The 13,206-nt window shown below is 55.5% G+C and carries 9 protein-coding genes; 3 read left to right on the top strand and 6 right to left on the bottom strand.

What is annotated here, in order from left to right:
• Window positions 1-6: 6 nt before the first annotated feature.
• On the bottom strand, window positions 7-1,323 hold the full coding sequence (gene gshA, locus KIH26_RS14680) for a glutamate--cysteine ligase (protein ID WP_213446425.1): 1,317 nt from the start codon (window positions 1,321-1,323) through the stop codon (window positions 7-9).
• Window positions 1,324-1,582: 259 nt separating this feature from the next.
• Between gshA and KIH26_RS14675 the strand changes: the two genes are divergently transcribed.
• Complete coding sequence (locus tag KIH26_RS14675; protein WP_213446424.1) at window positions 1,583-2,773, top strand: phosphoglycerate kinase; 1,191 nt, start codon at window positions 1,583-1,585, stop codon at window positions 2,771-2,773.
• A gap of 7 nt (window positions 2,774-2,780) precedes the next feature.
• Window positions 2,781-3,122: an NIPSNAP family protein gene (locus KIH26_RS14670; protein ID WP_213446423.1), complete on the top strand. Its 342-nt coding sequence runs from the start codon at window positions 2,781-2,783 to the stop codon at window positions 3,120-3,122.
• Between the two features lie 220 nt (window positions 3,123-3,342).
• On the opposite strand, the gene KIH26_RS14665 is transcribed toward KIH26_RS14670, so the two are convergent.
• From KIH26_RS14665 to mltA, 4 genes are all read right to left on the bottom strand, one after another.
• On the bottom strand, window positions 3,343-4,254 hold the full coding sequence (locus KIH26_RS14665) for a hypothetical protein (RefSeq protein ID WP_213446422.1): 912 nt from the start codon (window positions 4,252-4,254) through the stop codon (window positions 3,343-3,345).
• A gap of 432 nt (window positions 4,255-4,686) precedes the next feature.
• Window positions 4,687-8,223, bottom strand: coding sequence for an indolepyruvate ferredoxin oxidoreductase family protein (locus tag KIH26_RS14660; RefSeq protein ID WP_213446421.1), 3,537 nt, complete (start codon window positions 8,221-8,223; stop codon window positions 4,687-4,689).
• A 291-nt stretch (window positions 8,224-8,514) separates the two neighbouring features.
• Window positions 8,515-8,856, bottom strand: coding sequence for a hypothetical protein (locus KIH26_RS14655; RefSeq protein WP_213446420.1), 342 nt, complete (start codon window positions 8,854-8,856; stop codon window positions 8,515-8,517).
• A gap of 39 nt (window positions 8,857-8,895) precedes the next feature.
• The gene (gene mltA, locus KIH26_RS14650) at window positions 8,896-10,101 is read right to left on the bottom strand and encodes a murein transglycosylase A (RefSeq protein WP_249661347.1); all 1,206 of its coding nucleotides are present in this window, start codon (window positions 10,099-10,101) and stop codon (window positions 8,896-8,898) included.
• Here mltA and KIH26_RS17105 point away from each other — a divergent pair.
• Window positions 10,100-10,234: a hypothetical protein gene (locus KIH26_RS17105; RefSeq protein ID WP_283770153.1), complete on the top strand. Its 135-nt coding sequence runs from the start codon at window positions 10,100-10,102 to the stop codon at window positions 10,232-10,234. The genes mltA and KIH26_RS17105 overlap by 2 nt on opposite strands.
• Before the next feature lie 69 nt (window positions 10,235-10,303).
• On the opposite strand, the gene KIH26_RS14645 is transcribed toward KIH26_RS17105, so the two are convergent.
• On the bottom strand, window positions 10,304-13,189 hold the full coding sequence (locus KIH26_RS14645) for a DUF1631 family protein (protein WP_349627888.1): 2,886 nt from the start codon (window positions 13,187-13,189) through the stop codon (window positions 10,304-10,306).
• Window positions 13,190-13,206: the final 17 nt, after the last annotated feature.

Raw genomic sequence — 13,206 nt, 5'->3', positions numbered from 1 at the left:
CTATATTTACTCGTAAACTTCGGCTTCAGGATCCGTCGCCTCCAGCTCATAGCTGGCTGCCAGCATCGCCAAGCGCCCAATCACGCCATACATATAAAAGCGATTCGGCACGCTCGCACCCGGCTTAGCACCCGGCTGAGGCAGATGTGCCGATTTATCAAACGCCAGCGGCACAAACTGCGCACCAGGGGAGTTCAAATTCTCATCTACGCCGCGCTCAGAATGCACGCGATAAAAGCCGCCCACCACATAACGATCCATCATATAAACCACGGGCTCAGCCACTGCAGCGTTCACGCGCTCATTGGTGTGCACGCCTTCTTGGATGATCACTTGGTTGATCTCTTGCCCATCTTTGGCCACGCTCATTTTGTTTTTCGTTTTGCGATTGATCTCTTCCAATTCTTTCGCATCGCGCACCGTCATGATGCCCATGCCATAGGTGCCGTTATCAGCCTTCACCACGACGAAAGGCTTCTCGGTGATACCGTATTCTTTGTATTTACGTTTGATCTTGGTGAGCAACGCATCCACATTCGAGGTCAGGCAATCCATGCCCACACCTTCATGGAAATTCACCTCACCGCATTGCGCAAACATCGGATTGATCAGCCAAGGATCGATGCCGAGCAATTTGCCAAAGCGCTTCGTTAATTCTTCATACGCTTGGAAATGCTGTGATTTGCGGCGCACATGCCAGCCCGCGTGCAGTGGCGGCAGCAAAAACTGCTCGTGGATATCCTCCAAGATGCCGGGCACGCCAGCGCTCAAATCGTTATTTAAAAGAATAGTGCAAGGATCAAAATCTTTCAGCCCCAAGCGGCCTTTGCCCAAACCGGAATCGCTCTTGATGCGCTGCGCAGGCTCAAGCACCACATGATCACCATTGGGCAAATCAATGCGCGTGGTTTCTTTGATTTCAGGATTGATTGAGCCTAGGCGCACGTTCAGCCCGGCCATGTTGAAAATGCGAGCCAAGCGCGCCACGTTCATCAGATAGAACATATTGCGCGTATGGTTCTCCGGAATCACGAGCAGATTCTTCGCATCGGGGCAAATCTTCTCAATCGCCGCCATCGCCGCTTGCACAGCGAGAGGCAGCATCTCTTCCGTCAAGTTGTTCCAGCCACCGGGATACAGATTGGTATCCACCGGCGCGAGCTTGAAGCCTGCATTGCGCACATCGACCGAACTGTAAAACGGGGGCGTGTGCTCCATCCACTCCAAGCGAAACCAGCGTTCAATCGCGGGCATGCTGTCTAAGATGCGCTGTTCCAGTTCGTTGATGGGGCTGTTGGTGGCGGTAATGAGGTGCGGAACCATTTTTTCTTTCAGTATGAGGCGCGTATGGGCTCTATTGTAGGAATTTGGGGACAAGTCTGCTGGTTACAAGGTGGTGACGAAATTTGAGTCTTCACGCGCCGCCTACAATTGCAGACTGCTGACCATACCTTTGAACGCAAAAGACGCAAAGGTGACGCAGAAGACGCAAAAAAGAAAGCCCAGGGTTATTTTCTTTTCTGTGGTTTTTGCGAATTTTTGCGCCTTCTGCGTTCAAAAAATCCTTACTTCCTCTCTCATCATGCAATTCATCCGCTTCTCCGATCTCTGCTCCTCAGGCCAAGCCACTGGTAAACGCGTTTTCATCCGCGCAGATCTCAACGTGCCGCAAGACGACGCTGGCAAGATCACCGAAGACACCCGCATCCGCGCCAGCATCCCTTGCATTGAGATGGCCTTGAAGGCAGGCGCAGCAGTGATGGTGACCTCTCACCTCGGCCGCCCCACGGAAGGTGAATTCAAACCCGAAGACAGCCTCGCACCCGTGGCCGCGCGCATGAGCGAGCTACTGGGCAAGCCTGTGAAGCTGGTTTCCAACTGGGTCGATGGCGTAGCCGTGAACCCCGGCGAAGTGGTGTTGCTGGAAAACTGCCGCGTGAACAAAGGTGAAAAGAAAAACGCCCCCGAGCTCGCACAAAAAATGGCTCAGCTGTGCGACATCTTCGTGCATGATGCTTTCGGCACAGCCCACCGAGCCGAAGCCTCCACTTACGGTATCGCCCAGTTCGCAAAAATCGCCAGCGCTGGCCCCTTGCTCGCTGCCGAGATGGACGCAATTGGCAAAGCCTTGGCCAACCCTAAGCGTCCCTTGGTCGCCATCGTCGCAGGCAGCAAAGTCTCCACCAAGCTCACCATCCTGCAAGCCCTCTCTGCAAAAGTCGATGGCCTGATCGTCGGCGGCGGCATCGCCAACACCTTCATGCTCGCAGCTGGTCTGAAAATCGGCAAATCCTTAGCCGAGCCAGATTTGCTCTCCGATGCTAAGGCCGTGATCGAAGCGATGAAAGCGCGCGGCGCGGCAGTGCCCATCCCCGTTGATGTCGTCTGCGCCAAAACCTTCGCAGCCGATGCGCCCGCCACAGTCAAAGCCGCAACTGACGTAGCCGATGACGATCTCATCCTAGACATCGGCCCCAAAACAGCCGCCATCCTCGCCGACCAACTCAAAGCCGCCGGCACTATCGTCTGGAATGGCCCCATCGGCGTGTTCGAATTCGACGCATTCGCGGGCGGCACAAAAACCATCGCCAAGGCCATCGCCGATTCCAGCGCCTTCAGCATCGCAGGTGGCGGCGACACCTTGGCCGCCATCGCCAAATACGGTATAGAAAAAGAAGTGAGCTACATCTCCACCGGCGGCGGCGCATTCCTCGAAGTGCTCGAAGGCAAAACCTTGCCAGCGTTTGAAATTTTGGCGAAGCGGGCTGGATGAATTCAATATGAGTCATCTTCTTGAAATTCGCACCTATCGTCTTAAACCTGGCACGCTAGAGGCATTCCATGAGGCGATGCACAACCTAGCTGTGCCAATGATCAGAAGCGCGGGCATGGATGTGGTTGCCTATGGAAAATCAGACCACGAAGAAGAGACTTATTTTCTGATTCGCGCCTATAAAAACCGAGAAGCTCTTGAAGCAGAACAGGCGGCGTTTTATGGATCAAGCCGGTGGAGAGAAGGTCCGCGTGCAGCTCTGGTTGATCGAATAGAAACGTATGTCAACACGCTGGTCTGGTTATCTGCACAAGGCGTTGAAGATCTTCGCACTAACAACGCATCGTAGCCCGATCACACCACCCGCTCGCCTGCCCCGTGACGTGCCCGAAAAAGCCGAGGCCTTTCTTCGTGTGGCGCTCTTACCCGCAAGCGACGAGCTGCGATCTTTTGTAGCGATGATGAGATGGTTGGCCGCGCCCGACCAGCGAAAGGCTTCGTTTTTTCAGACCCATCACGGAGCGGATGAAGACTGAATAAAGCAAAGACTAACCGATTCGAGTCGTGAGTTATCTAGATGCTAGGCCCTTGCGCTCAGCTTCGCGATCCATGGAGTAGGCTGACATATAGTTAGGATCAAAGTTCAATCCTCGCGTGCTCCAATAACGTGCACGTTCAATGTCACGCACTTTCTGATCCATTGAGTATGCTGACATGTATTCAGCATTAAAGGTGTAGCCCCGCTCTTGCCAGTGCTTAGCACGCTCTATATCCTTTACTTTCTGATCCATCGAGTATGCTGACATGAACTCTGGGTTGAAGTTGAAGCCCTTTGCGCTCCAGAACTTTGCACGTTCGATATCTTTGACCTTTTGATCCATTGAGTACGCTGACATGTACGCTGGATTGAAAGAGTAACCTTGCTTAGCCCAGAATTGCGCACGCTCCACATCTCGTAGCTTCTGTTGTTCGGCATAAGTTAGAGAGCGTGAGTTATTGCTTTGAGGAATGGGGGCAACAGATTTATTGGTTGACCCGAGCTGATCAATGCCGAGCGGCTGCAACTGTAATGGATCGGACTGCAACTGAGTGGATGGCAACTCCCTCGGCAAAGGCTCGGGCATCATCAAACTTCTTGCAGCCGGTGGCGCAGTTAACAGTCCTGGAGCCACGGGTGGCTTATCCGTACCAAGCACGGGAGCCGAATATGAAGTACCACTAGATCCTAGAGTACGGCTTGGTGGTGCGACAACTTTCCCATCTTCGCCTGTGTACGGGTTGTAGTTACCTTGAGTCCTCCAATTATTCTGGAAATTGCCATCAGGGGCGGTTCGATGGTGAGGTGCGACGTAGGTTCCGTCCTTACGAAAATGTCCACGTACGGAAACAGTTCCACCACCGCTGCCTTTTCCGCGTGCCATCGAAATGTCGGTAAAGCAGAAAAGTGCAATCAGAGCGCTTAAGAATATTTTGCAACCCATATCTTTCGCAATGTAACCGATACGCCGTTGATCGTGTTAAAAATTTATTTGGCTGTAGTAGGCTTTTATTAGTGATGCGTGAAAAGTTTTTTGTTCAACCGATTTACTATTAAAATAGTAGCGTTTTGCGCAGTAAATACGCCGGCAGCATGCTTCTTTTGCCCTAAATTCTCTCGGGAAACGCAACGACGCGCCCACCAACTCGATCCGCTCCGTGATGGGTCTGAAAAAACGAAGCCTTTCGCTGGTCGGGCGCGGCCAACCATATCATCATCGCTACAAAAGATCGCAGCTCGTCGCTTGCGGGCAAGAGTGCCACACGAAGAAAGGCCTCGGCTTTTTCGGGCACGTCACGGGGCAGGTGAGCGGGTGGTGTGAAATAAGCGCAGGGACTTCGACAAGCTCAGTTCGAACGGAATGTGCCGTAAAGAATCAAGCAGCCTTAGCAAGTGGTGATGAAAACTCTTCTTCCAGCTTGCTCCACTTCGCACGCGCCGCAACCACATTACGCTCTTTCACATGACCGAAGCCTTTGATTTGCTCGGGGATGCGAGCAATCTCAACAGCAGTCGCAGCGTTGGAGGCGTTGAGAAAAGGCAGTAGCTTTTCTATGCTCGCGCGGTATTCACCAATCAAAGCGCGCTCCATCTTGCGCTCTTCGGTTTTGCCGAAGATATCGAAAGCCGTGCCACGCAGGCCTTTCATTTTTGCAAGCAACTTGAATGCTGTGAGCATCCATGCGCCGTAGGGTTGCTTTTGTAATTCGCCTTTGCTATTTTTCTTGGCAAGCAAAGGTGGGGCGAGGTGATAGCTGAGTTTGACTTCGCCTTCGAAGAGCGTTTTCACTTTGTCGTGGAAGGCGGTATCGGTGTGCAGGCGGGCGACTTCGTATTCGTCTTTGTAGGCCATGAGCTTGAAGAGATACTTCGTCACTGCTTCAGTGAGTTGCGCGTTGCCTGCGGCGCTTACTTTATCTACGAAAGCTTTGTAGTCTTGCGCGTAGGCGGTGTTTTGATAGTTCGTTAAGAATTCGACGCGCTTGGCGAGCATCTCTGGCTGGCCTTCTCGCTTTTTGAATTCGATGGTTTGCGCGGGGGTGAGTAGCTTTTCTACGCTCGCCCAATCATGCGCGGCGCGGCGGCCCCATTCGAAGGCGGCTTTGTTTTGATCGATAGCTACGGCATTCAATTCCATGGCGCGGAGCAGCGATACTTTCTCCAAAGGAATCCAGCCTTTTTGCCAAGCGAAGCCGAGCATCATGGGGTTGGTGTAGAGTGTGTCGCCCATGAGCTTGCTCGCTGCGGCATCGGCATTGAACATGCCTACACCTTGCTGGCCAACGGCTTCGACGATGGCTGCGGCGCAGCGCTCGGAAGGGTTTTGCCAATTGCCATTCAATACGAAACTCGCGGTGGGCGAGCCGTGCGCGTTGAGCGCGACATGCGTGCGACCCTCGAGCATGCGCGCCATCGTCTCTTTGCTGGCGGCCACCATCGGATCGCAGCCAAGAATCAAATCGGCGCTGGCCATGGCGACGCGGGTGGTGGCGATGTCGGCTTGCGTGTTGGCCAAGAGCACATGGCTCCAAGTGTTGCCGCCTTTTTGCGCGAGGCCAGCGGCATCTTGCGTGACGATGCCTTTGCCTTCCATATGCGCGGCCATGCCCAAGAGCTGGCCAATGGTGATCACGCCTGTGCCGCCTACGCCTGCGACGATGATGCCCCAGGCGTTGCCTTGCGGGATCTGCGCAATCGCTGGCTCTGGTAATGCCCCTAATTCGAAGGGATTGGCCTTGCCTGTCTTGGATTTTTTCTTGAGCTCGCCTTCCACGGTGACGAAGCTGGGGCAGAAGCCTTTGACGCAGGAGAAATCTTTGTTGCAAGTGCTTTGGTTGATCGTGCGCTTGCGGCCGAATTCGGTTTCTAGCGGCTCCACACTCATGCAATTGGATTGCACGCCGCAATCACCGCAGCCTTCGCAGACTAATTCGTTGATGAGCACGCGTTTGGTGGGATCAACCATCGTACCGCGCTTTCGGCGGCGACGTTTTTCTGTTGCGCAGGTTTGATCGTAGATGATGGCTGTCGTGCCCTTGATTTCACGGAATTCTTTTTGAATATCGTCGAGCAAATCGCGGTGTTTGACTTCTACGCCGTCGGGCAATCTAGTGCTTGAATACTTCTCTGGCTCATCGGTGACGACGACGAGTTTTTGCACGCCTTCGGCGGTCAGCGAATGCGCAATTTGAATGACCGAATGCCCCTCAGGCCGCTCACCCACTTGCTGCCCGCCCGTCATGGCTACGGCATCGTTGTAGAGCACTTTGTAGGTGATGTTCACGCCGGCTGCAATCGCTTGGCGAATCGCCAGCAGGCCACTATGAAAGTAAGTGCCATCGCCGAGATTTGCAAAGATGTGCGCATCATTGGTGAACGGCTGCTGGCCGACCCAGGGCACGCCTTCGCCACCCATTTGCGTGAAGCCTGTGGTGGCGCGATCCATCCAGAGCGCCATGTAGTGGCAGCCAATGCCAGCCATCGCGCGCGAGCCTTCGGGCACTTTGGTGGAGGTGTTGTGTGGGCAGCCGGAGCAGAACCAGGGTGTGCGATCTGCCTTTAGATCGATCACTTGCAGCGAGCGCTCTTTGGCTTCAATGATGGCGAGGCGTGATTCGATGTGGGCGAGTGTGTCGGCATCGACGCCGAGTTTTTTCACGCGTGCGGCCACTGCTTTGGCGATCAGTGCGGGAGATAAATCTGAATTGGCGCGCAGCAATGTATTTGCCGTTGGATTCGGCATGCTCCATTCGCCACCTTCGCCTTTATCGTCGAATTTACCGAGAACAGTAGGGCGCACATCAGAGCGCCAGTTGTAGAGCTCTTCTTTGAGCTGGTATTCGATGACTTGGCGTTTCTCTTCAACAACCAGAATTTCTTTGAGCCCAGTGGCGAACTCGCGCGTGATTTGCGCTTCGAGCGGCCACACCACGGCGACTTTATGCACGCGAATGCCTAGGCGCTGGCAAGTCTCGGTGTCCAAACCCAAATCAACCAAGGCTTGACGCAAATCGTTATAAGCCTTGCCACTCGCAATCAACCCCAAGCGATCATTCTTGCCCTCAATCACATTGCGATTCAAGCGATTCGCGCGCACATAGGCCAGCGCCGCATACCATTTGAAATCAAACAAACGTTGCTCTTGCTCCAAAGCCGCATCTGGCCAGCGAATATGCAAGCCGCCTTTGGGCATCTCAAAATCTGTAGGAATCACGATGTTCACGCGATCCGGATCAATCTGTGTGCTCATCGACGATTCCACAATCTCCTGAATCGTCTTCATGCCCGTCCACACACCGGCATAGCGGCTCATGGCGAAGGCATGCAAGCCCAGATCGAGAATGTCTTGCACATCGGTGGGGAAGAACACCGGCAGGCCGCAGGCTTTGAAGATGTGATCGCTCTGGTGCGCGGCGGTGGAGCTCTTGGCCACATGATCATCACCCGCCACAGCAATCACGCCACCCAGCGGCGTGGTGCCGGCCATATTGGCATGCTTGAACACATCCGAGCAACGATCCACACCGGGGCCTTTGCCATACCAAATGCCAAACACGCCATCGTATTTATTGCTGCCCTGCGGCGCGAAGCCCAGTTGCTGTGTGCCCCAAATCGCGGTGGCGGCCAGCTCTTCATTCACACCGGGTTGGAAGACGACATGCTTTTCTTGCAGATACTTTTTGGCTTTCCATAAAGCTTGGTCATACCCGCCCAATGGTGAGCCGCGATAACCGCTGATGAAGCCTGCGGTGTTTTTGCCATTTTGCTGATCGCGCAAACGCTGCAGCATCGGCAACTTCACAAGGGCTTGCACGCCGCTCATGAAAGCTCTTCCGTAATCTAAAGAATACTTGTCATCCAGCGTGACAGTTTCAAGCGCTTTGCGGATGTGCTCGGGCAGCGGTGCGTTCATGCGGTTTGTCTCCGGGATGTTCTGAATAAGTCCCTGCGATGAAGCAGGCTTGATTTCGGGATGGGATGCTAGGCGAAAAACGTAGCTTTAGCGGTGCTAAAGCGAGGCTTTTCAACGACGCAGACCGCCCGAAAGCGAGTCTGATTCGCGCAGATGACTTGTTCAGAGCATCCCCAGCCGAAGGAGTTTAGGCCGTAACGCGGGCTTTGTGTTTTCTTTTATCGCTTGAAAATGCTGCTTGTCAGCAATTTTGTTTTAATTTGGTGGTAGTTCAAGCAATAAATATCAGCCTTAACGATCTTTAACGCAACGCACAGCCAGCGGCAGGAGTGGATAGCGCAACAAAGCCTCATTGCCGTCTTTACCGAGCTGGAATTCTGCGCTCATGCGTGGATTGCGGTATTCGTAGGGCTTGGGTGGATCAGGCAATGGCTTGGCATCGCGGAAGAGCATTTCGTAGCCGCGCGTGGTGTCCAGCGACACCGATTCGCCCGAGAAACGTGCGCTGAACTCGATACCCATTTCGCAGCGGTAGCGTTGAGCGGGTGGCTCGTTACCTGTGTTTGCGCAGGCCGCAAGCAGCACAGCAGCTGAAACTGAAAGAATGAGTTTGCTATTCAATAAGTAGCGCATGTCGCAGATTCCTTGCCGGCGAAGTGCTGAATAAGCTCACTATTTTGGCCAAAACACCCAAAGTTGCAAGCCTTGCTTGAGCCGCCCGGCAAGTTCACCAGCCGCATCGCCCGAGCCCATGTAGTAATCGGCGCGTACTGCGCCAAGGATGGCGCTGCCCACATCTTGCGCGATCACCATGCGCTGGGTGTTGAGCGCATCACCGCGCGTTTGCAACCACACGGGTGCACCGAGCGGAATGCTCTCGCGATCCACGGCGATGGAGCGGCCAGCGGTGAGCGCTACACCTTGCGCGCCTCTTGGGCCTTGAGATGCAGCGGCTGGATCAATCGCTTCTTCGCGGAAAAACACCATGCGCGGATTGCTCCAGAGCATCTCTTGCACGCGCTGCGGATTGACGGCAATCCATGCTTTGATACCCGGCCAGCTGGCATCGCGAATCAAGTTTTGATCGAGCAACCATCGGCCCACTGAGCGATAGGGCTGATCGTTCGTGCCCGCGAAGGCTACGCGCACGAGGCGCTGGCTCCCATCGGGCTCAGCGATGCGTAAACGACCCGAACCTTGGATTTGCAGGATGAGTGCGTCCACAGGATCGGCGAGATAGGCGATCTCGCGGCCTCGCAGTGCGGCTTGCGCTTCGGGCAAGGTGTCGATGTCTTTGCGGCTGAACCAAGGTTTGCGCTGCGCAAGGCCTGTGGGCGGTTGCCAAAGAGCGACGCTGTGTTTGGGTGTGGCGCGGCGACTGGCTTCAAACACGGGCTCGTAATAACTCGTGAGCAGGCCTTCGGTTGTGCCACCCGGATTGACGCTTAAGGGCTCAACGCGATACGGCTGCAAACGCTCGCGCATCCAAGCACGCTGCTGCGCACCATCGGCAATCGAGAGGCGACGCACATCGGCGCACAATACCGCCCACGGCGGCGCAGGCCGCTCACAACTGCGAATCCAAGCGTTCCAAGCCTCATGAAGCGCATCGCTTTCAAAACCAGGGATATCCGCCCAACGCACTGGCTGCCAGCGGCTCTTGGCCTGCAAAATCGGCGCTGTGCCAGGCGGCGCATCTGCAGGCGGCACAGGCTGCGCCACTGGCGGCGCCGGTTGAGTAACGGGTGGCAAGCCTTGCTCGCTTTGTGGATTTGTCTGTGGGCTCAGACCACATGCTGCCAGCATTCCTACAATGCCCAGCATGCTTGCCCAACGCGTGATAGATGCGTGGCAGCGCAATGGTTGGAGAAATCTCATGGGGCTTATTTTGCTTGAAGCGCTGGGCGCACTGTTACTGCTGGTATTGATCGTCTGGTGGACGATGTTTTCTGGGCGCAAAAAAGGCGAACTGCCACAAGCCAATCCAGCAGACCATGAGCAAAAGAAATGATGTTTTGATGCCGTTTTAGGCGTGTAGCCGGCATGGATACTGCGCGGCATGCTATTAAAATAGTAGCTTTTAGGCAGCTGCCAGCAGACGATCAGGCTGGGCATCGATCTTGTTAAGGGCCGCGCGCGTGGCGCGCACGGTAAGCGTTTCGTCTTCCACGGGTGCAATCAAACCTGCTTGCAAATAAGCCGCCAGGCGCTTGATCTGGAAGAGATAGGTGAGCCCCGCTGTATCGGCAAACAGGAAAAGCTGGCCTTTTTTGCTGCGCCATGAATACTGCACTTTGGCCATCTTGCCTTTGTGATCCAAATGGAACCAGCTGCCGCGCTCCAGCTCCATGGCCCAGGCGCGCATGGCTTGGGTAGGTTCACTGCCGCCTTCGCTGATGATCTCTACGCCGGTCATGTCAATCCCGAGCATGAGCTCAATGCTCTCGGCATCCAACGGCAAATCGCCCACCTCTTCTTCGGAGACGAAATCTTCCAGGTGCTTGATGCGCTGCGCGACTTCGGCCACTTGGGTGGAGTCCATCGCGGCGGTTTTGCTCATGAAGGCTTCGGCCAGAGTGTCGCTGATTTTTTTGATGTGTTCGTCTTGAACAGGCGCTGTGAGGCCGAGCATGTTCATGCCAGTGCGCAATCGCTTGAGCAAATCGGGTAGATCGGCAATCACCTTGGCGCGCTCAGCACGGCTGGCTTTGGCGCTGGCTGCCCAGAGTAAATCAGCCGCCACTTGCTTGAGCGCGAGTGTGCTCTCATGCTGGCCACCGTTTTTCATCGCAGCAAGGGCGAGCACTTCGGCCCACACTTTGAACAAGAACTCCCGAATCTCATCACGCAAAGGCAAATTGCCCAGCATCTTGCGCAGCTCAATCGTGTATTGAATCGCCGCGGTTTCTTTCTGCTCGACCTGCTGTGCAAGCGAGACAACCTTGGCTGTGGCTTTGCTCTCGGTGAGGAATTTGCTGAGGAATTTCTCAAACTCATCAAACACAAGCTGGAACACACGCCGCCCGGTTTCGGGATACTGCTCGATGGTTTGCACAATGCGCTTGATCTCCGTTTCGAGCTCAACGCTACCCACATTGGCATCAAAACCGAGCACGCAAGAGCCCATGCGGTCAATCAGCTTGCGCGCGGGATGCTGCATCGTGCCGAAAAATTCTGGCTCGGAGAGCGCCAAACGCAATACCGGCATTTGCAAGCGCGCAAACCACACGCGCACACCCGTGGGAATGCGCTCTTCCGACAAGATGCTTTGGAACATCAGCGCGACGATTTCAATCGTGGCTTTCTCGCCATCGGTATCCGCTACTTTTTTCAGCTCTTTGGTTTGCTCGCGCAGCGCGTTATTCACCTGCGCGGGCTGCATACCTTCAACGATTTGCGCTTGCACGCCCACATACATGGGCGCGGCGACTTGCATCTCGCCCGCTTGCATGGTGGAGCCGCCTTGGCTGGTGCGCTGATAGCCTGGTGTGCGCATCGCAGGGCGCTGAACAAATGCGGCGGCGAGCTGGGGTGACATTTGCGGTCCGCGCGTATCTTCAAAACCCGCCACACGCTGCACCAGCATGCTCTTGAGTTGCCCCATCACACCTTGCGCGCGCATGCGCGCGCGCGCCAGCGGTGTGGCAGCTGTCTGCATACGGGTCTCGTAAGCTTCGTCTTGTGACACGTAATTGGCCACAGCCGAGCGCCCTGGGCGAGCCGCTGCGCCAGAAGCTGCACCACCTCCCGCTGAACCGCCAGCATAAGCTGCGCCGCCGCCATTACCGCCCATGCCACCAGCCTGCGCCATGCCAGCTGCGCCCGCGACACCGCGCTGACGCCCTGGTGTAGTCACAGCAGAATCCGCAAAACCACTGAAACCGCCAGCCATGGTGCCACCCGCAGTGCTCATGATGCTGCCACCCGTTGATAAGGCTGCGCCACCCGTAAAGCCACTGCTGAAGCCGCTGCCGCCAGACTGCATGATGCCTGCCTGCTGCTGTGCACTCGCAGCTTGCGCAGCGGCATACTGCGCCGCTTGCGCGCGCAGCTTGGCGATGTGCTCAGCGACCTGGCTAGACGCATTGCCTGCCCGGCTCATCGCGCCTGTGGCTGGCGGGCCTTGGCGGCCTTGCATTTGCACGGGCGGCGCATCGTGGCCATAGCTCGTCTGGCCATAGTGCGTTTGCGCATAGGCATTACCACTGCCTGAAAGTGGCAGGTTTTGCGTCTGCGTATTGGACAGCGCCCCGGGCTGGCTCATCGCATGCTCAGCACCGGCTCCGCCGCCGGATGCGCCTCGGGCATTTGGCGTACGTTTGAGATTGCCTCGCAAATCGATCTCTTTCATCACGCCTTGCGCGATGAGAAATTCGTTGGTGGCTTTGTAGGCTTTAACGACCTTGTCGCCAAAGGATTGCTGAATCACATCTTGTACAGAAAGCCAAGCGTCTTGCGTGAGCCCCGCAGAGAGCCATTGCTCCAGTAGAGCTTGTGCAAACGCCTCGGGTCGCAGAATATCTGTTTTGTCCAGCTCTTCTTTGCCATCGAGCATGCGCATACGCACTTGCAGATCGTTGAGCTCCCAACCCGATTTATCGAGAATGCGCATCGACAAACGTGAGGAAAGAATCTTGCTTTCCACCACCTCATTGCCAATCAACTCCAAATTCAGCGCTGGCAACCTGGTGTTGGAGGCAGACAAATCGACTTGCGAGGCTGCTTTCCAAGTACGGTCTGTGCCTTCCAGCCATTTGATCTGGCCTTGTTGATAGGCAATCATTGCATCACGCCGATCTTGCGCCTCACGCGCGTTGGCAGATTGCTCAAACAGTGTGGTCAGCCGCGTACCGATGGCGCTGGACAGCTCCGTGAGCAACTTCACCGATTGCTCCACGAACACGGCGCGCGCCTGCCGCGCGATAGCAGCATGATTGGCAGGGCGTTGGATGGGTGGGCTGCTCACAAGACGGTATGTCGAAA

It is taken from the genome of Variovorax sp. PCZ-1, from assembly GCF_018413605.1.
GTDB lineage: Bacteria > Pseudomonadota > Gammaproteobacteria > Burkholderiales > Burkholderiaceae_C > JANMDU01.
Note: the sequence above shows the minus strand (reverse complement) of the source record. Positions and strands in the feature narration are given on the sequence as shown.

Excerpts from the sequence above, each read along its gene's own strand:
- gshA (WP_213446425.1), bottom strand. The coding sequence starts at position 1,323 with ATGGTTCCGCACCTCATTACCGCCACCAACAGCCCCATCAACGAACTG.
- KIH26_RS14675 (WP_213446424.1), top strand. The coding sequence starts at position 1,583 with ATGCAATTCATCCGCTTCTCCGATCTCTGCTCCTCAGGCCAAGCCACT.
- KIH26_RS14670 (WP_213446423.1), top strand. The coding sequence starts at position 2,781 with ATGAGTCATCTTCTTGAAATTCGCACCTATCGTCTTAAACCTGGCACG.
- KIH26_RS14665 (WP_213446422.1), bottom strand. The coding sequence starts at position 4,254 with ATGGGTTGCAAAATATTCTTAAGCGCTCTGATTGCACTTTTCTGCTTT.
- KIH26_RS14660 (WP_213446421.1), bottom strand. The coding sequence starts at position 8,223 with ATGAACGCACCGCTGCCCGAGCACATCCGCAAAGCGCTTGAAACTGTC.
- KIH26_RS14655 (WP_213446420.1), bottom strand. The coding sequence starts at position 8,856 with ATGCGCTACTTATTGAATAGCAAACTCATTCTTTCAGTTTCAGCTGCT.
- KIH26_RS17105 (WP_283770153.1), top strand. The coding sequence starts at position 10,100 with ATGGGGCTTATTTTGCTTGAAGCGCTGGGCGCACTGTTACTGCTGGTA.
- mltA (WP_249661347.1), bottom strand. The coding sequence starts at position 10,101 with ATGAGATTTCTCCAACCATTGCGCTGCCACGCATCTATCACGCGTTGG.